We start from the raw sequence: 23,476 nt of genomic DNA on the forward strand, positions 1-23,476 counted from the left end.
TTCCTCGTACCGCGCGGCCACGAGCTCCGCGACGCGGGGACGGTCGGCGAGGGGCTCCGTGACGGCCCGGGCGTCCGGTACGGCGGCCAGGGCGCGGGTGGAGCGGCCTGCTGCCGGTTCCTCCGGCCTCCCGCTGAGGGGACCAAGGCCCGCCCGTCCGGCGACCATCGGCACTCACCTCGCCCTGATGCGGCGGCGCAGCCTGGAAGGGCAAGGAAGCACGGTCCCGAAACATCAGGGAAGCGCCATGAGTTCCGTAGTCCAGGACAGCAGAACGGGCGGGCGGTCATCCGCCTCGTACGACACGGAGCAGTACCGTCCCGGCCGGCCGATCACCGACTGGGAGCCGGAGAACGAGCTCTTCTGGAAGTCCATCGGCAGGAAGGTCGCCACCCGGAACCTGTGGATCGCGGTGCCGGCGCTGCTCGTGGCCTTCGTCGTGTGGCAGGTGTGGTCGGTCACCGCGACCAACCTGAAGGACGTCGGCTTCGGCTTCTCGACCTCGCAGCTGTTCTGGCTGACGGCCATCCCCGGCCTGACCGGCGGCACGGCCCGGATCTTCTACACCTTCCTCGGCCCGATGATCGGCCAGCGCCGTTTCACCGCGCTGTCGACGGCCGTCCTCGTCGTGCCGCTGATCTGGCTCGGCATCGCCATCCAGGACCCGACGACCCCGTACGCCGTGATGGTCGCCATCGCCGCCCTGTGCGGCATCGGCGGCGCGAACTTCGCCTCCTCCCTCGCGAACATCGGCTTCTTCTTCCCGAAGGCGAGGAAGGGCAGCGCGACCGGCATCAACGGCGGTCTCGGCAACCTCGGCGTCTCCGTCGTCCAGCTCCTGACCCCGATCGTCATCACCTGGTCGACCATCGCGATCGGCTCCGCCCAGCACAAGGCCGACGGCACCCCCGTCCACCTGCAGAACGCCGCGTTCCTCTGGGTCCCGGTGCTGCTCGTCCTCGCCGCGGTCGCCTGGTTCGGCCAGAACGACCTGAAGGTGGCGTCGACCCCCTTCCGTCAGCAGAAGATCATCTTCAGGCGCAAGCACAACTGGCTGATGACCTGGCTGTACGTCGGCACCTTCGGCTCCTTCATCGGCTTCGCCGCCGCCCTGCCGATGCTGATCAAGACCACGTTCCCGGACTACTCGGTCGCCACGTACGCCTGGATGGGCCCCGCCGTCGGCGCCCTGGCCCGCTGGGGCGGCGGCTGGATCGCGGACAAGTGGGGCGGTGCCCGGGTCACGATCCTGTCCTTCGTCGGCATGGCCGTCTCGATCGTCGGAGTGATCGCCTTCCTGCCCTCGGGCGGTGACGGCGGCTCCTTCCACGGCTTCTTCCTCTGCTTCCTCGCCGCGTTCTTCTTCTCCGGAATCGGCAACGGCTCCACCTTCCGCCAGATCCCGGTCATCTTCCGCGGCACCCACCTCAAGGGCCTCACCGAAGGCACCCCGGAATACGCCGCGGCCCTGAAGCAGGCGGAAAGGGAGTCCGGCGCGGTCACCGGCTTCACCTCGGCCATCGCCGCCTACGGTTTCTTCTTCATCCCGGCCCTCTTCGGCTCGGTGGCCGTGACCAGCGCGATGTGGGGATTCGTCGCCTTCTACCTCAGCTGCACGGTCGTGACCTGGTGGTTCTACGCCCGCAGGGGTGCCGAGGCGCCCAGCTAGACCGGCTCCCTCGAAGAAAGGCCCCGCCCCGCTGCGCGCCGTCTGAACGACGCGTCACCCCCGCAGCAGGCAAAACAGGACTAAATAGGTCATACGGCTTTACCGTGGCCGCGTGACCGAGCCACCGAAGACAGCCGAGCCGACCCCCGAATCCGGCCCCGCCCCGGGCCCCGCGGCCGGCCTCCCGGCAGCCCACGGCCCCGCACCCCAGACCCCCGCCGCCGTGCGCCGCCGCGCCGTCCTCGCCGGCACCGCCGTCTCCGTCCTGCTGATCCTCGCGATCGTCTTCGGCAGCCGCCTGCTCCGCGACTTCGACTCGGCACTCCTGCCCTACGCCGTGGCCACCGTCTTCCTCGCCTTCGGCGTCGCCTACCGCTACACGGTCTGGATCTCCGCACCCGGCGCCCGCCGCCTCTTCCGCCAGGGCTGGCGCTCCTTCTTCTCCGCCGCGAACTTCCGCACGGCGCCCACCGCCCTGCCCAGGATGATCGCCACCTACCTCGGCTTCCAGAAGTTCCTCGGCGCCCGCTCGCACGCCCGCTGGGCCGCCCACCAGCTCATCTTCTGGGGCTGTCTGCTCGCCGCCGCCATCACCTTCCCCCTCACCTGGGGCTGGTTCACCTTCACCTCCTCCACCGGCTCGGGCCCCGGCTACGAGATGCGGATCTGGGGCTTCAAGATCATCGGCTTCGACGCGCTCAACGCCGTCGGCTGGCTCATGTTCCACGGCCTCGACATCGCCGCCGTCCTCGTCATCGCCGGCACCTCCTACTTCCTGTGGCGCCGCATGAAGGACCGGGGCGCCATCACCGGCCAGCGCTTCGCCTACGACCTGGTCCCGCTGATCGCCCTGATCGTCATCTCGGTGACCGGCCTGCTGCTGACCTTCTCGTCGATCTTCCTGCACGGCGGCGGCTACGAGTTCCTCGCGATCCTCCACATGGTGTCCGTCGTCTTCACCCTCATCTACATCCCCTTCGGGAAGTTCTTCCACATCGTCCAGCGGCCCGCCGCCGTCGGCATGCAGCTGTTCAAGTACACCGCCCGCCGCAAGGACGAGGACGAGATCCTCACCTGCCGCCGCTGCCACGAGCCCATCGACACCGCCCCGTACGTCGAGAACCTCCAGGGCACCATGCGCGACCTCGACCTCGGCTTCGACGAGTGGGCCGAGTACTGCCCCCGCTGCAAGCGCGTCCTGCGCGGCACCGCCTACCTCGACCACGTGAAGAAGGGCTTCAAGTAAGTGACCGCGACCGACCCTTCCCGCGCGCTGCCGCTCGACCCCTCCCTCGCCCCGCCCGGCACCCGCAACTTCCGCGACGCCGGAGGCATCCCCGCCGACCGCTGGCACGCCGACCAGAACGGCGAGACCCTCGTCCCCACCCACTGCTGCTTCTGCGGCGTCCAGTGCGGCATGTACCTCCGCGTCGACCGCCACGGCAAGGTCTTCGGCGTCGAACCCCGCAACCACGACATCAACCGCATGCGGCTCTGCCCCAAGGGCATCAACGCCTACCAGCAGGTCAACCACCCCGACCGGCTCACCGCCCCCCTCATGCGCCGCAACCGCGACGAGGAGTTCCGGGAGGTCAGCTGGGAGGAGGCCCTCGACCACACCGTCGCCGAGATCCGCCGCATCCAGGGCGAGCACGGCAACGACTCCTTCGGGCTCCTCGGCGGCGCCAGCCTCTTCTCCGAGAAGACCTACCTCGTCGGCAAGTTCGCCCGCGTCGCCCTCAAGTCCAAGCACGTCGACTACAACGGCCGCCTCTGCATGGTCTCCGCCGCCGGAGCCAACAAGCTCGCCTTCGGCATCGACCGCGCCGGCAACCCCTTCTCCGACATCCTCCTCACCGACTGCCTCCTCATCGCCGGCTCCAACGTCGGCGAATGCTTCCCCGTCATGACCCAGTACCTGTGGGGAGCCCGCGACCGGGGCGCCACCCTCGTCGTCGTCGACCCCCGCGAGACCGCGATCGCCCGCACCGCCGACGTCCACGTCGCCCTCAAACCCGGCACCGACTCCGCCTTCTTCAACGCCGTCCTGCACGTCGTCGTCGCCGAAGGCCTCACCGACGAGGCCTACCTCGCCGCCCACACCACCGGCTGGGACGAGGTCAGACGGACCGCCGCCGACTACCCGCCCGCCCGGTCCGCCGAGATCTGCGGCGTCCCCGAGGAACAGATCGTCCAGGTCGCCCGCATGTTCGCCGACGCCGGCAACGCCATGGCCTGGCACGCCCGCGGCGTCGAGCACCACTCCCAGGGCGTCGAGAACTGCCTCTCGATCATCAACCTCTGCGTCGCCACCGGGAACATCGGCAAGCCCGGCGCCGGCTACGGCACCATCACCGGCCAGGGCAACGGCCAGGGCGGCCGCGAACACGGCCAGAAGTCCGACCTCCTCCCCGGCGGCCGCTCCATCACCAACCCCGAGCACCGCCGCCAGATCTGCGAGATCTGGGGCATCGACGAGGCCGAACTCCCACCCGCCGGCACCTCCATGATGGAGATGGTCTGGCAGATGCAGCGCCAGGAGATCCGCGGCCTCGTCGGCATCTGCAACAACCCCTTCGTCTCCCTCCCGAACTACGCCACCGTCAAGGACGGCTACGACACCCTCGAATTCCACGCCCAGTTCGACTTCTTCCTCTCCGAGACCGCCGCCAACGCCCACGTGATCTTCCCCGTCACCGTGTGGGCCGAGGACGAGGGCGTCATGGCCAACGCCGAGGCCCGGGTCGTCAAACACAACAAGGCCCAGGAACCCCCGGCCGGCGTCCGCACCGACACCTGGGTCATCTGCGAACTCGCCAAGCGGCTCGGCGCCGGCGACAAGTTCGCCTTCCCCGACTCCCGCTCCGTCTTCGAGGAGCTCCGCACCGCCTCCGCCGGGACGGTCAACGACTACTACGGCATCACGTACGAGCGCCTGGAGGAGACCGGCGGCATCGCCTGGCCCTGCCCGAGCACCGATCACCCCGGCACCCCCCGCCTCTTCGAGGACGGCCGCACCTACCACCCCGACGGCAAGATCCACCTGCAGGTCGTCGAATGGCACCCGCCCATGGACCCGTACAGCGAGGAATACCCCCTCTCCCTCACCACCGGCCGCACCGTCGCCCACTTCCTCTCCGGCAACCAGACCCGCCGCCTGGGCGCCCTCGTCGAACAGACCCCCCGCCCCTGGGTCGAGGTCCACCCCTCGCACGGCTTCCGCAACGGCGACCCCGTCCGCGTCGTCACCCGCCGCGGCAGCGAGGTCTTCCCCGCGCTCGTCACCGAGGCCATCCGCCCCGACACCGTCTTCGTCCCCTACCACTGGCCCGTCCCCACCGCGGCGAACGCCCTCACCATCGACGCCCTCGACCCGCGCTCCAAGATCCCCGAGTACAAGGTGTGCGCCGCCCGCATCGAGGCCGCCGACCACATCGACGAGGTCCCCGCCCCGCCCACCGCCCCCGGACACCAGGCCTACCCCGAGACCCAGGTCTCCCGCACCGACCCGCTGCCCCCCACCGCACCCCAGGGCCGCGGCACCTCGGAGAGGAGCTGACCCGCACATGATGGGCCGCACGATCTTCATCGACCCGGGCCGCTGCATCGGCTGCCAGGCCTGCGTCTCCGCCTGCCGCGAATGCGACTCGCACCGCGGCAAGTCGATGATCCACCTCGACTACCCCGACGAGGGCCACTCCGTCGCCTCCCTCCCCACCGTCTGCATGCACTGCGAGGACCCCGTCGCCCCCTGCGCCGAGGTCTGCCCCGCCGACGCGATCCTCGTCACCGCCGACGGCGTCGTGCAGCAGGCCGACACCACCCGCTGCATCGGCTGCGCCAACTGCGTCAACGCCTGCCCGTTCGGCGTCCCCAAGATCGACCTCCAGGCGAAGCTCCAGATGAAGTGCAACCTCTGCTACGACCGCACCGCCTACGGCCTCGCCCCGATGTGCGCCACCGTCTGCCCCACCGGCGCCCTCTTCTACGGAACCCTCGACGAGCTCCGCGCCGAACGCCCCGGCGTCCAGGTCGCCGACTCCTTCACCTTCGGCAGCACCACCGTCACCACCGGAGTCGCGATGGTCGTCCCCGCCGACAAGGTCCAGTGGCCGGTGCCCGGCGGCCTCCCCGTCGTCGAGATCAACGGAAGGGATGTGAGCGCAGCGAACTCGAACAAGGGTGGCGGCGGGCGACGGGAGGGCGTCCGTTGAGCGTCACCGACCCCCAGCCGCCCGCGCCGGACACCCGCGCCGACGCGGCCCAGGAAGCGCTCCACGACCGGATCGCCGCCGACTCCCTGACCACCCGCCGCGACTACCTGCGGATCGTCGCCACCGTCTCCGGCGGCCTCGCCGTCGGCGGCATCGGCGTCGCCTCCGGCATCCTGCACCGGCACGGCGACCCCGACGGCCTCCCCGAGATCAAGAAGATCGCCGACCGGATCGAACCCGGCGAGTCGCTCGCCTTCCGCTACCCCGGCGACGAGGACCGGGCGATCGCCGTCCGCATGGACGACGGCACCCTCGCCGGATACTCCGCCGTCTGCACCCACCTCGCCTGCGCCGTCCTGTGGCGCAAGGAACGGGGGAGCGAGGGCGAGCTGTACTGCCCCTGCCACGAGGGCATCTTCGACGCCCGTACGGGAGAGGTCACCGCAGGACCGCCCCCGCGCGGCCTGCCGAAGGTGATCCTGATCGAGCAGGTCGACGGCAGCGTCTGGGCCATCGGCACCGCCCGCTCCGGCGAGAGCCTCCAGGAGGGCTACTGCCGCCAGCGCGGCGTGGGCAGCCCCCTCTGCGACCGACTGGGCGCGAACGCGGAGACGCGCGAGAGCGCGGCCTCCGAGACGCGGCGCGGGCCCGAGAGGAGCGAGCGCGGATGACCGACATGCCGTTCCCGAAGGACCCGGAGAGCCCAGGGGGGCCCTCCCCCTCCCCCTCCGCCCCCCTCCCCCCTCGCCCCGCCTACACCCCGGGCAGCGCTCAGCCCCGGCTCAATCGGCCCGTGCACGAGCGGTACCCCCAGATCCGGCCCACCAGTGGGTACGGGGATCCCCGGATCCGGCACACCGGGCCGGGGCCCGGGGCGGGAACGGAGCAGGAGCCGGAACGCTCCTCGAAGCTCTCGGCCCGCCTCGCGCTGGCGCTGACCGTCATCATCGGCCAGCTGTGGGGCCTGACGATCGTCGTGGACGAGTGGATGACGGGAGACACCGGCACCGCCTGGTGGGGCGCGGGCTTCCTCGTCCTGTCGTTCCTGGTGGTCCTCGGCCTCTGGCTGATCGACCCGAAAGACCGCTGATCAGCGGGGTCCGGGGCGGGTGAGCGGGCGTAGTCTGGAGAGATGAGCACCGCCCCCGCCCACGGACCGCGAGACGCGAAGCAGCCCGGCATGAAGTCCAGCCCCGAGAACACTCCGAAGAAGCCGGTACTCGTCTTCGACGATCCGCTGGACCAGCAATCCGCGGACGACACGGACCGCGGGTGGGGCGAGCGGCCTCCGGCCGGCGGCGACAGCGCCGCCGACCTCGCGCGCTTCCTCGACGAGAAGCCGCCGCACCACCTCTGAAGCCGGCCTACCGCGCCGGTCAGGAGGTGGAGTGCGCCCCGGCGCTGCCACCGCCCGCGACCCCGGAGCCCGGGTGCGAGTTGTTCACGGACGGGCCGCGCTGGGAGACCAGGTGGTCGCGGATCTCCTTGAGCACCTCCAGCTCGCTGACCTCCAGGACCTCCTCGACGCCTTCCTTCGCCTTCTCCTGCGCGGCGCGCTTGGCGAGGATCTTCGCCATCGGCAGGACCATGAGGAAGTAGACGACGGCCGCGGTGATCACGAAGCTCAGCACCGCGCTGAGGACCAGGCCCCACTGGATCTGGATGCCCTGCATCTCGCCGTTGACCACCGTGCAGGGGTCCTTGAGGCAGGACGCGTAGCCCTCCAGGTCCTTCGTGCCGAAGGCGCCGACGACCGGGTTGATGATGCCCTTGACCACCGAGTTCACGATGTTCGTGAACGCGGCACCGATGACGACCGCCACCGCCAGGTCGATCACGTTGCCCCGCATCAGGAAGGCCTTGAAGCCTCCCAGCAGACTTTCCTTCTTCTCGGCCACCGAGGTGCCTTTCGTCGCGTGTACTGCTGTGTGCGGAGCCATTAGGCCGTGAACGGCGCAGAGGCGTCCAATCCGTACACACGGGACGGTGACTTGACAGCGAGTCAGTGCGAATCAGCACACCGTCACCGCCAGTTGGGACGTGACACCGGCACCTGCCAGCGCCGCCGCCGTCGACCGGGGTACGGACAGGACGACGAGCGCCCCTCCGTCCGATCGAGTCTCGCCCGGCCGTGGAACGTCGGCCACTCGGGCGCCCGTCGCGACCACCCGGGCCTCAGCCTCCCCGCCCAGCGGCGAGTTGGGCGCGGCGATGACGTCGACCCGGTCGCCGGGCCGCAGCAGCCGTACGGTCGCGGCGTCGGCGATCCGTACCGGTGCGGAGACCAGGGGTACGGCGGCGGGCGGTCGCGCGCGGGCGGGCGCCGGGGGAGGGGGTGCGGCCGGGGCGCTCGTGTGCGCGAGGGCCAGCGCGCCCGCGGTCAGGGCCAGGAGCAGCGCCGGCAGGCGTCGCCCCCGCCGCAGGGCCCTGCGCAGCCGGTGCCGGGCGCCCCGCACCCGTAGCGGTTCGAAGGGCGGCACCGTACAGGGTGCGGGGACGGAGGAAGAGAGGTTCGTCGTCATGCGGCCCACTGTCCCGGCTGCGCCACGACCCCGCTCCGGCCTGGGGATCACTCCGTACCTGTGGACAACTCCCCCACCCCCAGGGGTGGTTTAAGGCAGCGCCCCCAGGGGTGGTTTGCGGAAGCGCCCCCGGGGACCTACGGCAGCACCCCCGGGGCCTACCGCAGCGCCCCCAGGGGCCTATGGCAGCTCGATCCCCAGGTCCCAGCCGTCGTGCGCATGCGTGCACAGGCAGTCCCGGTCGACCGTCGACGGCAGTGCTGCCACCGCGTCGAAGAGGACCTCCCGCAGCCGGCCCACGTTCTCGCCGAACACCCGCAGCACCTCGGTGTGCGAGACGCCCTCGCCGGTCTCGGCGCCCGCGTCCAGGTCGGTGACGAGCGCGAGCGAGGCGTAGCAGAGGCCCAGCTCGCGGGCGAGGACGGCCTCGGGGTGGCCGGTCATGCCGACGACCGACCAGCCGGCGGCGGCGTGCCAGCGGGACTCGGCGCGGGTGGAGAAGCGGGGGCCCTCGACGACGACCATGGTGCCGCCGTCGACGGGTTCCCAGCCGCGTCCCCGGGCGGCCTTGACCGCGACCCTTCGCGCGTCCGGGCAGTAGGGGTCGGCGAAGGTCACGTGGACGACGTGGGGGAGGGCCCCGTCGGCCCGCCGCTCCCCGTCGAAGTAGGTCTGTGCCCGGCTCTTGGTGCGGTCGACGAGCTGGTCGGGTACGACGAGCGTGCCGGGGCCGTACTCCTCGCGCAGTCCGCCGACGGCGCAGGGCCCGAGGACCTGCCGTACGCCGACGGAGCGCAGGGCCCAGAGGTTGGCGCGGTAGTTGATGCGGTGCGGCGGGAGGGTGTGGCCGCGGCCGTGCCGGGGGAGGAAGGCGACCTGCCGGCCGGCGAGGGAGCCGAGGAAGAGGGAGTCGCTGGGGCTGCCGTACGGGGTGTCGACGGACACCTCGGTGACGTCCTCGAGGAACGAGTAGAAGCCGGAGCCGCCGATCACGCCGATGTCCGCGTACACGTCATGGTTGGCCATGCCGGTCACCCTACGCAGGGTGTGCGGAAACACCGAGGGCCCCGTCGCGTGCGGCGACGGGGCCCTCGGCCGAAAAACAGGGAAGAGCTAGGCGGCCGAGCTTCCGGTGCTCGACGAGGACGTCGAGGAGGAGGAAGCGGTCGACGCGGCCGGCTTCGCGTCCGAGGACGACGAAGAGGACGACGAAGAAGAGGACGACGACGTGGTCGAGGACTTCGACGAGGCCGGCGAGCTGCTGGACGACGAGCCGCGGCTGTCGTTCCGGTAGAAGCCGGAGCCCTTGAAGACGATGCCGACGGCCGAGAACACCTTCTTCAGGCGTCCCTGGCAGCTGGGGCACACGGTCAGGGCGTCATCGGTGAACTTCTGCACCGCCTCGAGGCCTTCGCCGCACTCGGTGCACTGGTACTGGTAGGTCGGCACTTGACTTCCTCCTGGCACTCACACTCATCGAGTGCTAACGACGATCCATAGTGACGTATTCCGTGGGCTCAGTCCACCGCCACGGGCACGCGGTGACCGATACCACGTGCGGCGACCCGGCTCGCCTCGCGCGGCTTCAGCCGCGAGCGGAGGGCGAGCAGCGTGGCGAGGGCGAGGGCGGTACCGGCCATGGGCACCAGGAATCCGGTGCTCGCGCCGTGGGCGTCGGCGAGGCGGCCGGCGACGGTGACGGCCGCGGCCTGGCCGAGCGCGACGGCGCCGGTGAGCCAGGTGAAGGCCTCGGTACGGGCCGAGGCCGGGATGAGGGTCTCGACGATGGTGTAGCCGGTGATCAGGGCGGGGGCGATGCACAGGCCGACGACGAGGCCCAGGGCGCCGAGGAGCAGCACCGAGTGGGCGGTCCACAGCAGGGAGGCGGCGACGGTGAGGCCGGCGTAGCCCAGGATCAGGCGGCGGCGGGGGCCGGTCTTCCAGGCGACGGCGCCCATGGCGATGCCCGCGAGCATGTTGCCGGCGGCGAAGATCCCGTACAGCAGGCCGTTGGCGCCGGGGTTGCCGATCTCCTCGGTGAAGGCGGTGAGGGAGACCTGCATGCCGCCGAAGACGGAGCCGATGCCGAGGAAGGCGACGATGAGGACGCGGACGCCGGGGATCGACAGGGCGGAGCGGTGGGGCTCGCCGCCGTGGTGTCCGGCGGCGGCGGTCAGGCCGTACGCGGGCTGGGTGGCGCGTTGGGCGGCGAAGAACAGGCCGCCGACGAGGGTGAGGGCGGCCTCGGCGATCAGGCCCGCGGCCGGGTGGACGCCGGTGCACAGGGCGGTGGCGAGGACGGGGCCGACGACGAAGGTGAACTCGTCGGTGACGGATTCGAAGGCGGCGGCCGTCGGCATCAGCGGGGTGCCGTCGAGCTTGGCGGCCCAGCGGGCGCGGACCATCGGGCCGACCTGGGGCACGGAGGCGCCGGCGGGGACGGCGGCCAGGAACAGCGCCCAGAGCGGGGCGCCGGCCAGGGCGAGCGCGACGAGCAGGGAGACGGCGGCGGTGTGGACGAGGACGCCGGGGATCAGGACGGCGCGCTGGCCGAAGCGGTCGGCGAGCTTGCCGCTCTGCGGGGCGAAGAGCGCCATGGAGACGCCGGTGACGGCGGCGACGGCGCCGGCGCTGCCGAAGGAGCCGGTGGTGTGCTGGACGAGCAGGACGATGCCGATGGTCAGCATCGCGAAGGGCTGCCGGGCGGCGAAGCCGGGGAGCAGGAAGGACAGTGCACCGGGTGTGCGCAGGAGCTGCCCGTAGCCGGGCCGCTTGTCCGTGATGACCGTGGACGCCACGGTCCTTGCCTTTCTGCCGCCTGGTAGCGCGCTCCCTGCACGGTGGTGCGGGTGTCGCCGAGAGCTGTCCTCATGCGCGTTACTGCGGTAGATACCGGGTCGGCCCCACTGCGGAGGGGCGCCACGGCCGCCATACGGTCGCGCCAGCTCTGCGTCAGGCAGAGTTGGTTCGATCAGGTGTGCCTTCATGGTACAGGGAAGAGCGTCTTCCCGCCTGGGAAAACGCTCCCGCACCTGAATTAATGCCTGGGATTAACCGGGAGTTTTCTTGTGGTGCCCGCTGCCCGGCAGGTGGAAGCGGCTCGTGGCCGTGGGTTCCGAGGCCGCCGTGGCGCCCCCGGTCCCGAGCCAGCCGGCGAGCTTGCCGCCCTGTCCGACGGCCCGCAGCCGCCGCTCGGTGGCGTCCCGCACCGGGTCGGTGGCGACGACGAGGAGTTCGTCGCCGTGCCGCAGGACGGTCGCGGGGCCGGGGACGAAGCTGGCGTCGTCCCGTACGACGAGGGTGACGGCGGCTCCGGCCGGGAGGCGCAGCTCGGCGACCTCGACGCCGTGCATCCGGGAGCTCTCGGGGACGGTGACGGAGAGCAGGTGTCCGCGGAGGCGTTCCAGGGGTGCGGACTCGACGCCGAGGTCGGCGGCCTCGGCGGAGTCGCCCAGCTTGAGGGCCTTGGCCAGCCAGGGCAGCGTCGGGCCCTGGACGAGGGTGTAGACGACGACGAGGACGAAGACGATGTTGAAGATCCGCTCGCTGCCCTCGATCTTCGACACCAGCGGGATGGTGGCGAGGATGATGGGGACGGCTCCGCGCAGGCCGGCCCAGGACATCAGGGCCTGCTCCTGCCAGGGGATCCGGAAGGGCAGCAGGCTGACCAGGACCTCCATGGGCCGCGCGACGACGGTCAGGACGAGGCCGATGACGACGGCGGGCCAGAAGTCGTGGCCGAGCTCGTGCGGGGTGACGAGCAGGCCGAGCAGGACGAACATGCCGATCTGGGCGATCCAGCCGAGTCCTTCGGCGAAGCCGCGGTTCGCGGGCGCGTGGGGGAGCTTGGCGTTGCCGAGGACCATCGAGGCCAGGTAGACGGCGAGGAAGCCGGAGCCGTGGGCCATGGCGCCGGCGGCGTACGCGACGACGGCGATGGCCATGACGGCGATCGGGTACAGGCCGGAGGCGGGCAGGGCGATGTGCTTCAGGCCGTAGGCGCCGACGAAGCCGACGGCGAGGCCGACGGCGACGCCGATGGCGAGTTCGAGGGCGATCTCGGCGATGAGCAGGTACCAGTGGTCGACCGGTCCGACGGTGGAGAAGGCGACGACGAGGATGACGACGGGGGCGTCGTTGAAGCCGGACTCGGCCTCCAGGACGCCGGTGACCCGTGAGGGGAGGGGCACCTTGCGCAGGACCGAGAAGACCGCGGCGGCGTCGGTGGAGGAGACGACGGCGCCGATGATCAGGGCCTGCCGCCAGTCGAGGCCGACGAGGTAGTGGGCGCCGGCGGCGGTGATGCCGACGCTGACGGCGACGCCGACGGTGGAGAGGACGACCGCGGCGGGCAGCGCCGGCTTGATCTCCTTCCACTTCGTGCCGAGACCGCCCTCGGCGAGGATCACGACGAGGGCCGCGTAGCCGATGACCTGCGTGAGTTCCGCGTTGTCGAAGGCGACGTTGCCGATGCCGTCCTGGCCGATGGCGACGCCGATGCCCAGGTAGAGCAGGAGGCTGGGGAGCCCGCTGCGGGAGGAGATCCGTACGGCCGCGACGGCCACGAGCAGGACGAGGGAGCAGACGAGCAGAAGTTCGTTGAGCTGGTGGACAGTCAGTGGCCGTTCCTTCCCCTCACGCGCGGCTGGATCGTTCCTCCAGCGGCAAGGTACTTCGTTACCTTACCTAATCTTTAACGCTTTCTTGACGCCCTCTTTGCTTCTCCTCGCTCATCAGTACGGTTCTCTTCCTGACACCGCGTCCGGGCCGTCCGGACGCTGCGCCTAAGGTTGCTCCCGTACTCCAGGACCACCCTGCCCCTCGAAGGACAGCGATGCCCTCCAACACGACCGCGCCCCCCGACAAGAAGACCGCCAAGAAGAAAGGGCGGCGCGCCCGCCTGATCCTCGTCGTCCTGGTCCTCGCACTGGTCGCGGGCATCGGCTTCGGCGGCTACTGGGGTGTCAGCACCGTCCGGGCCTCGTTCCCGCAGACGACCGGCGAGATCCGCCTCGACAAGCTCTCCGCCGACGTCGAGGTGAAGCGGGACGCGAACGGCGTCCCGCAGATCTACGCCGACAACGAGACGGACCTCTTCCGTGCCCAGGGCTACGTCCAGGCGCAGGACCGGTTCTACGAGATGGACGTCCGCCGGCACGTGACCGCGGGCCGGCTCTCCGAGATGTTCGGCGAGAGCCAGGTCGACACCGACGCCTTCCTGCGCACCCTCGGCTGGCGGCGGGTCGCGCAGCAGGAGTACGACACGGTCCTGTCGCCGGAGACGAAGAAGTACCTCCAGGCCTACGCGGAGGGCGTCAACGCCTACCTCAAGGACCGCGCCCCGAAGGACATCTCCGTCGAGTACGCGGCGCTCGGCCTCACCAACGACTACACGATCGAGCCGTGGACCCCGGTCGACTCGGTGGCCTGGCTCAAGGCGATGGCCTGGGACCTGCGCGGCAACATGCAGGACGAGATCGACCGCTCGCTGATGACGAGCCGGCTGAGCGCCAAGCAGATCAAGGAGCTGTACCCGGAGTACCCGTACGCGCTCCACCAGCCGATCCTGGACAAGGGCGCGGTCGACGAGTCCACCGGGAAGTTCGACCCGAAGGCCGACGCGACCGAGGGCGACGGGACGAGCACCGGGGACACCCCGGGCACCGGCCCCGGCGGCTCCTCCTCCGGCGGCGTCTCCTCCCAGCTCGGCGCGCTCTCCGAGGTCCTCGACACCGTCCCCGCCCTGCTCGGCCCGAACGGCAACGGCATCGGCTCGAACTCCTGGGTCGTCGCCGGGAAGTACACGACCTCCGGCAGGCCGCTGCTCGCCAACGACCCGCACCTCGCGCCCCAGCTGCCGTCCCTCTGGTACCAGATGGGCCTGCACTGCCGCTCGGTCTCGGCCACCTGCCGCTACGACGTCGCCGGCTACACCTTCTCCGGCATGCCCGGCGTGATCATCGGCCACAACGACAAGATCGCCTGGGGCCTCACCAACCTCGGCGCCGACGTGACCGACCTCTACCTGGAGAAGATCGGCCCCGACGGCTACCTCGTCGACGGCAAGGTCAAGGCCTACAAGAGCCGCGAGGAGATCATCAAGGTCGCCGGCGGCGAGGACCGCAGGATCACCGTCCGCTCCACCGACCGCGGCCCGCTCGTCTCCGACCGCGCCTCCGAACTGGAGAAGGTCGGCCAGAAGGCCCCCGTCGGCAACTCCGCTCCCGACCGCGGCACCGGCTACGGCGTCTCCCTCCAGTGGACCGCGCTCCAGCCCGGCCACTCGATGGACGCGATCTTCGCCCTCGACCGCGCCAAGGACTTCACCACCTTCCGGGCGGCCGCCAAGTACTTCGAGGTGCCGTCCCAGAACCTGATCTACGCCGACACCGAGGGCCACATCGGCTACCAGTCCCCGGGCAGGATCCCGCAGCGGACCAAGGGCGACGGCACCCTGCCCGCACCCGGCTGGGACTCCTCGTACCGATGGAAGGGCTACATCCCCTTCGAGAAGCTGCCCTACGAGTACAACCCTGAGCGCGGCTACATCGTCACCGCCAACCAGGCCGTGATCGACCAGAAGACCTACCCCGACCTGCTCACCAAGGACTGGGGCTACGGCTCGCGCAGCCAGCGGATCAACGACCTCATCGAGTCGAAGATCAAGGACGGCGGCAAGATCTCGCCGGACGACATGCGGACCATGCAGACCGACAACCGCAGCGAGATCGCGACCCTGCTCAACCCGCTGCTGCTGAAGATCGACATCTCCGACCCGTACGTCCGCGAGGCGCAGAAGCTCCTCGAAGGCTGGGACTACACCCAGGAGCCCGACTCGGCCGCCGCCGCCTACTTCAACGCGGTCTGGCGCAACGTCCTCAAGCTCGCCTTCGGGAACAAGCTGCCCAAGGAGGTGCGCGCCGAGGGCGACTGCATCAGCGTCCGCCCGGCCGACGCCACCGGCCCGGTCGACGAGCAGAACAAGCTCGTCCGCGAGTGCGGCCAGCGCGACCCCGACTCGGCGCAGCCGGACGGCGGCGACCGCTGGTACGAGGTGGTCCGCCCGCTCCTCAAGCAGGAGAAGAGCGAGTGGTGGAAGACCCCCGCCGACCGCCTGGACCCGGCCACCGACACCCGTGACCAGCTGCTCGCCCGCGCCATGAAGGACGCCCGCTGGGAGCTGACCGCCAAGCTCGGCAAGGACGTCTCCACCTGGAGCTGGGGCCGGCTGCACCAGCTGACCCTGAAGAACCAGACCCTCGGCACCGCGGGCCCCGGCGTCGTGCAGCAGCTCCTCAACCGCGGCCCGTGGAACCTGGGCGGCGGCGAGGCGGCCGTCGACGCCACCGGCTGGAACGCCGCCGGCGGCTACGAGGTCATCTGGGTGCCGTCGATGCGGATGGTCGTGAACGTCGGCGACTGGGACAAGTCCCGGTGGGTCAACCTGACCGGCGCCTCCGGGCACGCCTTCCACTCGAACTACACCGACCAGACGGACACCTGGGCGAAGGGCGAGCTGTACGACTGGGCCTACGGCAAGGCGGCGGTCGACGCGGCGGCGAAGGACACGCTCACGCTGAAGCCCTGAAGCGGGTGACCCCCTCCGGGGTCACCACCGCGTGCACGGGGTGGTCGTGCGGTTCCTCCGGGACCCGGGCGACCACCTCGTCCGCGTAGAGGAGCACCACCAGGGCCGGATCCACGCCCGCGCGTGCGAGCCGGGCGAGGACCCGGTCGTACGAGCCGCCGCCCCGCCCGAGCCGCATCCCGCGCCCGTCGACCGCGAGGCCCGGCAGCAGGACGGTGTCGGCGGCGCACACCGCCTCGGGGCCGAGCCGGGGCCCGGTCGGTTCGAGCAGGCCGCGGCCGGCCTTCGCGAGCGCCTCCGGTCCCTCGTACGCCGCCCAGTCCAGGTCGTTGTCGGGCAGCAGGACGGGGAGCAGGACCTGCACCCCGCGCGCGTGGAGGGCGTCGAGCAGGGCGCGCGTGCCCGGTTCGCGGCCGACCGACACATAGGCGGCGACGGTGGCCGCCCCGGCGAGTTCGGCCAGTTCCATTCCCTGCCGGGCGAGGGATTCGGCCGTGTCCGTGAGGGAATCCGGGGTCAGCGCGGCGCGGGCGGCCAGAAGTCGGCTGCGCAGCAGGGTCTTTTCGGACATCTCAGGTGTCATGGCAGCCTCATGTATATGTACGAAATTCTTGTAACTGTCTTTATGTGAAGGAAGTTAACCGAAGCCACATCTTCCTCTCATTCCGAACGGCTAAGGTGCACCGCATGAATCAGTCGTTCCCCAGGCTCGGTCGGATCAGCAAGGCTGTCATCCCCGCCGCCGGTCTCGGCACCCGCTTCCTGCCGGCGACCAAGGCGACCCCCAAGGAGATGCTGCCGGTCGTCGACAAGCCGGCCATCCAGTACGTCGTCGAGGAGGCCGTCGCGGCCGGGCTCTCGGACGTTCTGATGATCACCGGCCGGAACAAGCGGCCCCTGGAGGACCATTTCGACCGGAACTACGAGCTGGAGGAAGCTCTGATCCGGAAGGGCGACGAGGAGCGCCTCTCCAAGGTCCAGGAGTCCAGCGACCTCGCCACCATGCACTACGTCCGCCAGGGCGCCCCGCGCGGCCTCGGCCACGCCGTGCTCTGCGCCGCCCCGCACGTCGGCGACCAGCCCTTCGCGGTGCTCCTCGGCGACGACCTGATCGACCCGCGCGACCCGCTGCTCGCGCGGATGGTGGAGGTGCAGGAGCGGGAGGGCGGCAGCGTCATCGCCCTGATGGAGGTCGAGCCCTCCCAGATCCACCTCTACGGCTGCGCGGCGGTGGAGCCCACCGGCGACTCGGACGTCGTCAAGGTGACGGACCTGGTCGAGAAGCCGGATCCGGGCGAGGCGCCCAGCAACTACGCGATCATCGGCCGTTACGTCCTGGATCCGGCCGTCTTCGACACCCTGCGGGAGACCGAACCGGGCCGCGGCGGCGAGATCCAGCTGACCGACGCCCTGCAGAAACTCGCCTGGGACGAGAAGATCGGCGGCCCGGTGCACGGCGTCGTGTTCAAGGGGCGCCGCTATGACACCGGCGACCGCGGGGACTATCTGCGTGCCATTGTCAGACTCGCGTGCGAACGTGAAGATCTGGGACCGGACTTCCGGGCCTGGCTCCGGAGATATGTCAGCGAGGAGATGTAGCACCTTGAGCAGCAGCGCGGCACACGACCATGACCATGAGGGCGGCGCGGCGGACCCCTGCGCGGGCCCGGCCCGCGGCCTGTGGTCGGTGGACGAGCACCTCGCCGACATCCTCGCGACGGTCTCCCCGCTCGAACCGATCGAGCTGCAACTCCTCGACGCCCAGGGCTGCGTCCTCGTCGAGGACGTGACGGTGCCGGCCGCGCTGCCCCCCTTCGACAACAGCTCCATGGACGGGTACGCGGTCCGGGTCGCCGATGTCACCGGGGCCACCGAGGAGTTCCCCGCCGTCCTCACCGTCATCGGCGACGTCGCCGCGGGCGCCGGCGGCCTGCCCGAGGTCGGCCCCGGCCAGGCCGCCCGGATCATGACCGGCGCCCCGCTGCCGCCCGGCGCCGAGGCCGTCGTCCCCGTCGAGTGGACCGACGGCGGTACGGGCGGGGGCGCGGCCACCGGCATGACCGCCGCGAGTACCGCCCCCGAGGGCGCGGGCGGCGAGGTCCGGGTCCACCGGTCCGCCGAGGCCGGCGCGCATGTCCGCAGGGCGGGCAGCGACGTCCGGGCCGGGGAGCTCGCCCTCGCGGCGGGCACGGTCCTCGGGCCGCCGCAGATCGGCCTGCTCGCCGCGATCGGCCGGGGCAGCGTGAAGGTCCGCCCCCGCCCCCGCGTGGTCGTCCTCTCCACCGGCAGCGAGCTCGTCCAGCCCGGCGAGCCGCTGGGCGAGGGCCAGATCCACGACTCCAACAGCTTCGCGCTCGCCGCCGCCGCGCGGGACGCCGGCGCCCTGGCCTACCGGGTGGGGGCCGTCGCCGACGACGCCGAGTCGCTGCGCGCCACCATCGAGGACCAGCTCATCCGGGCCGACCTGATCGTGACCACCGGCGGGGTGAGCGTCGGCGCCTACGACGTGGTGAAGGAGGCGCTGACCGCCGACGGACAGGTCGACTTCCGCAAGCTGGCCATGCAGCCGGGCAAGCCGCAGGGCTTCGGCGCGGTCGGCGCCGAGCAGATCCCGCTGCTCGCCCTGCCGGGGAACCCGGTCTCCTCGTACGTCTCCTTCGAGTTGTTCGTGCGCCCCGCGATCCGCGCCCTCATGGGCGTCGAGGACCTGCACCGGCCCACGGTGCGGGCGGTCCTCGCCGCCGACAAGGCCCTGTCGTCGCCGGCCGGCCGCCGCCAGTTCCTGCGCGGCACGTACGACCGGGAGGCGGGCACCGTCACACCCGTGGGCGGTGCCGGTTCCCACCTGATCGCGGCCCTCGCGCACGCGGACTGCCTGCTCGTGGTCCCGGAGGAGACGGAGAGCGTGGAGCCGGGCGCCGAGCTGGAAGTGGTCCTCCTCGGCTGAGGGGGCCAGGGTGGGGGTACGGTGCAGTCCCACACAGCGACCGGGAGTGTCACGGCCATGAGCACGCAGCAAGGTCTCACCCACATCGACGAGGCGGGCGCGGCCCGCATGGTCGACGTATCGGCGAAGGACGTCACGTCCCGCACCGCCCGCGCCAGCGGGCGGGTCCTGGTCTCGCCGCGCGTGATCGAGCTGCTGCGTGGCGAGGGCGTCCCGAAGGGCGACGCGCTGGCCACCGCCCGCATCGCCGGGATCATGGGCGCCAAGAAGACCCCGGACCTCATCCCGCTCTGCCACCCGCTGGCCGTCTCGGGCGTCACCCTGGACCTGGCGGTCACGGACGACGCGGTGGAGATCCTGGCGACGGTGAAGACCACGGACCGCACGGGCGTCGAGATGGAGGCCCTCACGGCGGTCTCGGTGGCCGCCCTGACCGTCGTCGACATGGTGAAGGCGGTCGACAAGGGCGCGGTCATCTCCGACGTACGGGTGGAGGAGAAGACGGGCGGCAAGTCGGGCCACTGGACGAGGGACGAGAAGTGACGCGCGCGGGCCGGGTGGCGGGCGTCCACGAGCACGAGGAGCGGGAGCCGTCCGCCGGGCCCGAGGAGGTCCCGGCCGCGGCCTACCGCGCGCTCGTCGTCACCGCCTCCAACCGGGCTTCGGCCGGGGTGTACGAGGACAAGGGCGGTCCGCTGATCGCCGAGGGCCTGACCCGGATGCGTTTCGCCGTGGACGGCCCGCAGGTCGTGCCGGACGGGGCGCCGGTGGAGGCGGCCCTGCGTGCCGGGGTCGCCGCCGGGTACGACGTGATCGTCACGACCGGCGGTACGGGCGTCTCGCCCACCGACGAGACGCCCGAGGTGACCCGCCGGGTCCTGGAGCGGGAGATCCCGGGCATCCCCGAGGCGATCCGCGCGTACGGGCGCGAGAAGGTCCCGACGGCGGCGCTCTCGCGCGGTCTGGCCGGGGTCGCGGGCGCCACGCTGATCGTGAACCTGCCGGGGTCCCCGGGCGGGGTGCGCGACGGGCTCGCCGTCCTGGAGCCGCTGCTGCGCCACGCCGTCGACCAGATCCGCGGCGGCGACCACCCGAGAGCGTCGTGATCCCGTCCTGGCCGGTGGTGCTCGTCGACGGCGACGTACTGCTCCGACCGATAAGGATGCGCGACCAGGCGGCCTGGCGCGAGGTGAACCGGCGCAACCGCGAGTGGCTGCGGCCCTGGGAGGCGACGGTTCCGCCGGCGCCTCCGGGCGGCCCGGTCGCGCACCGGCCGACGTACCGTCAGATGGTCCGCCATCTGCGGTCGGAGGCGAACGCCGGCCGGATGCTGCCGTTCGTGATCGAGTACCGGGGCCGGCTCGTCGGCCAGTTGACGGTCGCCGGGATCACCTGGGGCTCGATGTGCTCGGGGCACGTGGGGTACTGGGTGGACAGCGAGGTGGCCGGGCGCGGGGTGATGCCGACGGCGGTCGCGCTCGCCGTCGACCACTGCTTCCGCGCGGTGGGGCTGCACCGCATGGAGGTGTGCATCCGCCCGGAGAACGGGCCGTCGCGCCGGGTGGTGGAGAAGCTCGGCTTCCGCGAGGAGGGTCTCCGGCCCCGCTATCTCCACATCGACGGCGCGTGGCGGGACCATCTGGTGTTCGCGCTGACGGCGGAGGAGGTGCCGGAGGGGCTGCTGCGCCGCTGGCATCACGCGAGAATGCAATAAGTGTTCGAATTTAATCGCCAGTTGGCGGTCAATCGATCGGAACAATCACAAAAAAGTTCAGTGATATCAGCCAGATCGTGCGACACACCGGGCCAATTGGCCGATGCGTGTTACAGAACCCCTCTACCGTGTGAGGCGTGAGCAGCAGCGGCCTCATCTACGCAGTCATCGTCGGGGCCTGGGCCGCCTACTTGGTGCCGATGTGGCTCCGCAGGCAGGACGAGCTGAACGAAGCCCGTCCGACGGAACGCTTCAGCACCGCCATCCGGCTGCTTTCCGGACGGGCGGGCATGGAGCGCCGGTACGCCAAGGAGCTCAAGGAACGGGACCTTGCGGCGGAGGGACCGACGCCCGACGTGGACCCGGACGCGGAGACCGAGCATCTGAGCTCGGTCGACGTCCGGGCCTTCTCCGCGCCCGCGGCCAGGACGGAAGCGCGCCTGGAACTCCCGGAACCCGAGCCGGAACCGGCGCCCGCGCCGGCCCGGCCCGCCCAGGGAGCCGCCGCCGAGCGCGCCCGCCGCGGCAAGGTCCTCGCCCGGCGCCGCCGGACCACGACGCTCCTCTTCGCCGGCTTCACCCTCGGCGCGGTCGTCGCGGCCGTCGGCGGCGTCGCCTTCCTCTGGGCCCCGGCGGTCCCCGCGCTGCTCCTCAGCGCGTACATCGTCCACCTGCGGATCCAGGAACGACGCCGCTTCGTGTACGTGATGGACCGGCGCCGCGCCGAAGCGGCCGCCGCCCGGCTGCGCGAGAGCCGGCGCCCGGCCCCGACCCCGGAGCCGGAGGCCGACACGGCCCCCGCGGTCCCGGCGGTCTCCCCGCAGGAGGCGGACCGGCGCGCCCTGGTCGAGCAGACCGACCACGCGGAGTGGGTGGACCAGCAGCGCGAGCGCGGCCCGGCCCGCGGCGACAGCTGGGACCCGGTCCCGGTGCCGCTCCCCACGTACGTCACCGCCCCGGTGGCCCCGCGCGCCACGAGCGGCATCGACATCACGGACCCGGAGACCTGGAGCGCGGCCCGCTCTTCCACGGTGGCCGACCCGGCCCCCACGCCGTCCCCGGCGCCCCGCCAGCGCACCACCCCGCCCCGCCGCGGCCGCGACCACGGCCGCACCCCGCTCTTCGACCAGTACGCGGACGACGACCGCCCCCGGGCGGCCAACGAATGACCCCCGGCCGGGGGCCCGCGACGGCCCCCGGCTGACCTGCGAGGGAAGCGATTTTTGTTCTTCCCGATCGGGATGCTAATGTTTCACACGTCGCAAGGGCCTGTGGCGCAGTCTGGTAGCGCACCTCGTTCGCATCGAGGGGGTCTGGGGTTCAAATCCCCACAGGTCCACAGACACGGGAATCCCGTCCGATCGCAAGATCGGGCGGGATTTTCGCTTTCCCGGTACCGGGGTGCCGACCCGCGCCTCCTGAGCGCGGGTCAGCGGGGGTGTCAGACCAGCGGCTTCGCGAAGCAGCGGCTCAGTTCGTGGTGGCGGTAGTGGCCGAACTTGGCGCAGGGCTCGTAGCCGCTGGAGGTGTAGAGGGCGATGGCCTCCGGCTGCTCGGTGCCGGTCTCCAGGACCATGCGGGTGCGGCCGGCGGCGCGGGCGTCGGATTCCAGGGCCGCGAGGATGCGGCGGGCCAGGCCGAGGCCGCGGGCCTCGGGTATCACGTACATGCGCTTCAGCTCGGCGTCGCCGTCCGCGTAGCCCTCGTCGTTCGCGTCCTGGGTGCGCCAGCCGCCCGTGGCGACCGGCCGGCCCTCGGGGTCGTACGCGAGGAGGTAGAGGCCGTGGGGCGGGACGAACATCCCGGCGTCCAGCGGTGTGACATCGCCCTCGTCGCCGTAGCGGACGGCGTACTCCGCCTGGACGGCGTCGTCGAGTTTGACGGCGTCGGGGTGGTCATAGGGCGTGGGCTGGATGTTCATGCGGTGGATCGTACATGTATGCGGCCACTGGGTGTCGGTATTCTCCCGGGATGCTCACTGTGACGTCCGTGAATGTCAATGGTCTCCGTGCCGCCGCCAAGAAGGGCTTCGTCGAGTGGCTGGCCGGCACCTCCGCCGATGCCGTCTGCCTCCAGGAGGTCCGCGCCGAGGAGGCGCAGCTGCCCGAGGAGGTGCGGAGCCCCGAGGGCTGGTTCACCGTCCACGCCCCCGCCGCCGCCAAGGGCCGTGCCGGTGTGTCGCTCTACACGCGGCGCGAGCCCGACGCCGTACGGATCGGCTTCGGGTCCGCCGAGTTCGACTCCAGCGGCCGGTACGTCGAGGCCGACCTGCCCGGTGTGACCGTCGCCAGCCTCTACCTGCCCTCCGGCGAGGTCGGCACCGAGCGCCAGGACGAGAAGTACCGGTTCATGGGCGAGTTCCTGCCGTACCTCAAGGAGCTCAGGACCCGCGCCGCCGCCGACGGGCGCGAGGTCGTCGTCTGCGGCGACTGGAACATCGCCCACCGCGAGGCCGACCTCAAGAACTGGAAGGCCAACAAGAAGAACGCCGGCTTCCTGCCCGAGGAGCGGGAGTGGCTCGGCCGGGTTCTCGAGGAGGGGGACGGGGGGTACGTCGACGTCGTCCGGCAGCTCCACCCCGAGCAGGAGGGGCCCTACTCCTGGTGGTCCTACCGCGGGCGCGCCTTCGACAACGACAGCGGCTGGCGGATTGACCTGATCGTCAGTTCGCCTCGCTTGGCCGAGCGCTGCATGAAGGCGTACGTGGAGCGGGCGGCGAGCCATGCGGAGCGGTGGAGTGATCACGCGCCCGTGACCGCCGTGTTCGACGTGTAGGCACCGCCAGCGGAAAAGCCCCGCCCGGCTGTCTTGCTCGCCGCCGG

At 71.4% G+C, this 23,476-nt stretch carries 23 protein-coding genes and 1 tRNA gene; 16 read left to right on the forward strand and 8 right to left on the reverse strand.

Features of this window, described 5'->3' with window-relative positions; translation table 11 throughout:
* Positions 1-247: 247 nt before the first annotated feature.
* From AC07AW_RS32095 to AC07AW_RS32125, 7 genes are all read left to right on the forward strand, one after another.
* Positions 248-1,669 carry a NarK family nitrate/nitrite MFS transporter gene (locus AC07AW_RS32095; protein ID WP_478818981.1) on the forward strand — a complete coding sequence of 474 codons (1,422 nt, stop codon included), beginning with the start codon at positions 248-250 and terminating at the stop codon, positions 1,667-1,669.
* A 112-nt stretch (positions 1,670-1,781) separates the two neighbouring features.
* Positions 1,782-2,915: an MFS transporter gene (locus tag AC07AW_RS32100; RefSeq protein ID WP_478818982.1), complete on the forward strand. Its 1,134-nt coding sequence runs from the start codon at positions 1,782-1,784 to the stop codon at positions 2,913-2,915.
* Positions 2,916-5,228 (forward strand): molybdopterin oxidoreductase family protein, encoded by a 2,313-nt coding sequence (locus tag AC07AW_RS32105; protein WP_478818983.1) that lies wholly within the window; start codon positions 2,916-2,918, stop codon positions 5,226-5,228. It abuts the gene before it with no gap.
* A 7-nt stretch (positions 5,229-5,235) separates the two neighbouring features.
* Positions 5,236-5,883, forward strand: coding sequence for a 4Fe-4S dicluster domain-containing protein (locus tag AC07AW_RS32110; RefSeq protein ID WP_478818984.1), 648 nt, complete (start codon positions 5,236-5,238; stop codon positions 5,881-5,883).
* On the forward strand, positions 5,880-6,554 hold the full coding sequence (locus AC07AW_RS32115; protein ID WP_478818985.1) for a QcrA and Rieske domain-containing protein: 675 nt from the start codon (positions 5,880-5,882) through the stop codon (positions 6,552-6,554). Before AC07AW_RS32110 ends, AC07AW_RS32115 begins: the two co-directional genes overlap by 4 nt.
* Before the next feature lie 5 nt (positions 6,555-6,559).
* Positions 6,560-6,973, forward strand: a complete 414-nt coding sequence (locus tag AC07AW_RS32120) for a hypothetical protein (protein ID WP_478819162.1) — start codon at positions 6,560-6,562, stop codon at positions 6,971-6,973.
* A 42-nt stretch (positions 6,974-7,015) separates the two neighbouring features.
* The gene (locus AC07AW_RS32125) at positions 7,016-7,240 is read left to right on the forward strand and encodes a hypothetical protein (protein ID WP_116160477.1); all 225 of its coding nucleotides are present in this window, start codon (positions 7,016-7,018) and stop codon (positions 7,238-7,240) included.
* A gap of 19 nt (positions 7,241-7,259) precedes the next feature.
* On the opposite strand, the gene mscL is transcribed toward AC07AW_RS32125, so the two are convergent.
* From mscL to AC07AW_RS32155, 6 genes are all read right to left on the reverse strand, one after another.
* Positions 7,260-7,781 (reverse strand): large conductance mechanosensitive channel protein MscL, encoded by a 522-nt coding sequence (mscL, locus tag AC07AW_RS32130; protein WP_478818986.1) that lies wholly within the window; start codon positions 7,779-7,781, stop codon positions 7,260-7,262.
* Positions 7,782-7,895: 114 nt separating this feature from the next.
* Complete coding sequence (locus AC07AW_RS32135) at positions 7,896-8,405, reverse strand: hypothetical protein (RefSeq protein ID WP_478818987.1); 510 nt, start codon at positions 8,403-8,405, stop codon at positions 7,896-7,898.
* A 180-nt stretch (positions 8,406-8,585) separates the two neighbouring features.
* Positions 8,586-9,431, reverse strand: a complete 846-nt coding sequence (locus tag AC07AW_RS32140) for an S-methyl-5'-thioadenosine phosphorylase (RefSeq protein WP_478818988.1) — start codon at positions 9,429-9,431, stop codon at positions 8,586-8,588.
* 87 nt (positions 9,432-9,518) lie between these two features.
* Positions 9,519-9,854 (reverse strand): FmdB family zinc ribbon protein, encoded by a 336-nt coding sequence (locus AC07AW_RS32145; protein WP_478818989.1) that lies wholly within the window; start codon positions 9,852-9,854, stop codon positions 9,519-9,521.
* 68 nt (positions 9,855-9,922) lie between these two features.
* Positions 9,923-11,203, reverse strand: coding sequence for an MFS transporter (locus AC07AW_RS32150; protein ID WP_478818990.1), 1,281 nt, complete (start codon positions 11,201-11,203; stop codon positions 9,923-9,925).
* 252 nt (positions 11,204-11,455) lie between these two features.
* Positions 11,456-13,024 (reverse strand): potassium/proton antiporter, encoded by a 1,569-nt coding sequence (locus tag AC07AW_RS32155; RefSeq protein WP_478819163.1) that lies wholly within the window; start codon positions 13,022-13,024, stop codon positions 11,456-11,458.
* A gap of 215 nt (positions 13,025-13,239) precedes the next feature.
* On the opposite strand from AC07AW_RS32155, the gene AC07AW_RS32160 reads away from it, so the two are divergent.
* On the forward strand, positions 13,240-15,993 hold the full coding sequence (locus AC07AW_RS32160; RefSeq protein WP_478818991.1) for a penicillin acylase family protein: 2,754 nt from the start codon (positions 13,240-13,242) through the stop codon (positions 15,991-15,993).
* On the opposite strand, the gene AC07AW_RS32165 is transcribed toward AC07AW_RS32160, so the two are convergent.
* Complete coding sequence (locus tag AC07AW_RS32165) at positions 15,977-16,576, reverse strand: 5-formyltetrahydrofolate cyclo-ligase (protein ID WP_478818992.1); 600 nt, start codon at positions 16,574-16,576, stop codon at positions 15,977-15,979. The genes AC07AW_RS32160 and AC07AW_RS32165 overlap by 17 nt on opposite strands.
* 104 nt (positions 16,577-16,680) lie before the next feature.
* Here AC07AW_RS32165 and galU point away from each other — a divergent pair, with 104 nt between their 5' ends.
* From galU to AC07AW_RS32200, 7 genes are all read left to right on the forward strand, one after another.
* Entirely contained in the window at positions 16,681-17,592 is a 912-nt protein-coding gene (galU, locus tag AC07AW_RS32170; protein WP_478818993.1) for a UTP--glucose-1-phosphate uridylyltransferase GalU, read from the forward strand.
* Entirely contained in the window at positions 17,573-18,940 is a 1,368-nt protein-coding gene (glp, locus tag AC07AW_RS32175; RefSeq protein WP_478818994.1) for a molybdotransferase-like divisome protein Glp, read from the forward strand. Before galU ends, glp begins: the two co-directional genes overlap by 20 nt.
* Before the next feature lie 57 nt (positions 18,941-18,997).
* Positions 18,998-19,483, forward strand: a complete 486-nt coding sequence (gene moaC, locus AC07AW_RS32180) for a cyclic pyranopterin monophosphate synthase MoaC (protein WP_392157883.1) — start codon at positions 18,998-19,000, stop codon at positions 19,481-19,483.
* 128 nt (positions 19,484-19,611) lie between these two features.
* A complete protein-coding gene (locus AC07AW_RS32185; protein ID WP_478819164.1) occupies positions 19,612-20,046 on the forward strand; it encodes a MogA/MoaB family molybdenum cofactor biosynthesis protein in 435 nt (144 codons plus the stop codon).
* Positions 20,043-20,654, forward strand: coding sequence for a GNAT family N-acetyltransferase (locus tag AC07AW_RS32190; protein WP_478818995.1), 612 nt, complete (start codon positions 20,043-20,045; stop codon positions 20,652-20,654). The genes AC07AW_RS32185 and AC07AW_RS32190 overlap by 4 nt, the downstream gene beginning before the upstream one ends.
* Positions 20,655-20,791: 137 nt before the next feature.
* Complete coding sequence (sepX, locus tag AC07AW_RS32195; protein WP_478818996.1) at positions 20,792-21,823, forward strand: divisome protein SepX/GlpR; 1,032 nt, start codon at positions 20,792-20,794, stop codon at positions 21,821-21,823.
* A gap of 96 nt (positions 21,824-21,919) precedes the next feature.
* Positions 21,920-21,993: transfer RNA gene (locus AC07AW_RS32200), tRNA-Ala, on the forward strand.
* A gap of 102 nt (positions 21,994-22,095) precedes the next feature.
* On the opposite strand, the gene AC07AW_RS32205 is transcribed toward AC07AW_RS32200, so the two are convergent.
* Positions 22,096-22,575 carry a GNAT family N-acetyltransferase gene (locus AC07AW_RS32205; RefSeq protein WP_478818997.1) on the reverse strand — a complete coding sequence of 160 codons (480 nt, stop codon included), beginning with the start codon at positions 22,573-22,575 and terminating at the stop codon, positions 22,096-22,098.
* Positions 22,576-22,625: 50 nt separating this feature from the next.
* On the opposite strand from AC07AW_RS32205, the gene AC07AW_RS32210 reads away from it, so the two are divergent.
* Positions 22,626-23,429: an exodeoxyribonuclease III gene (locus AC07AW_RS32210; protein ID WP_478818998.1), complete on the forward strand. Its 804-nt coding sequence runs from the start codon at positions 22,626-22,628 to the stop codon at positions 23,427-23,429.
* Positions 23,430-23,476: the final 47 nt, after the last annotated feature.

The sequence above is a fragment of the Streptomyces sp. NPDC044003 genome (genome assembly GCF_056435185.1).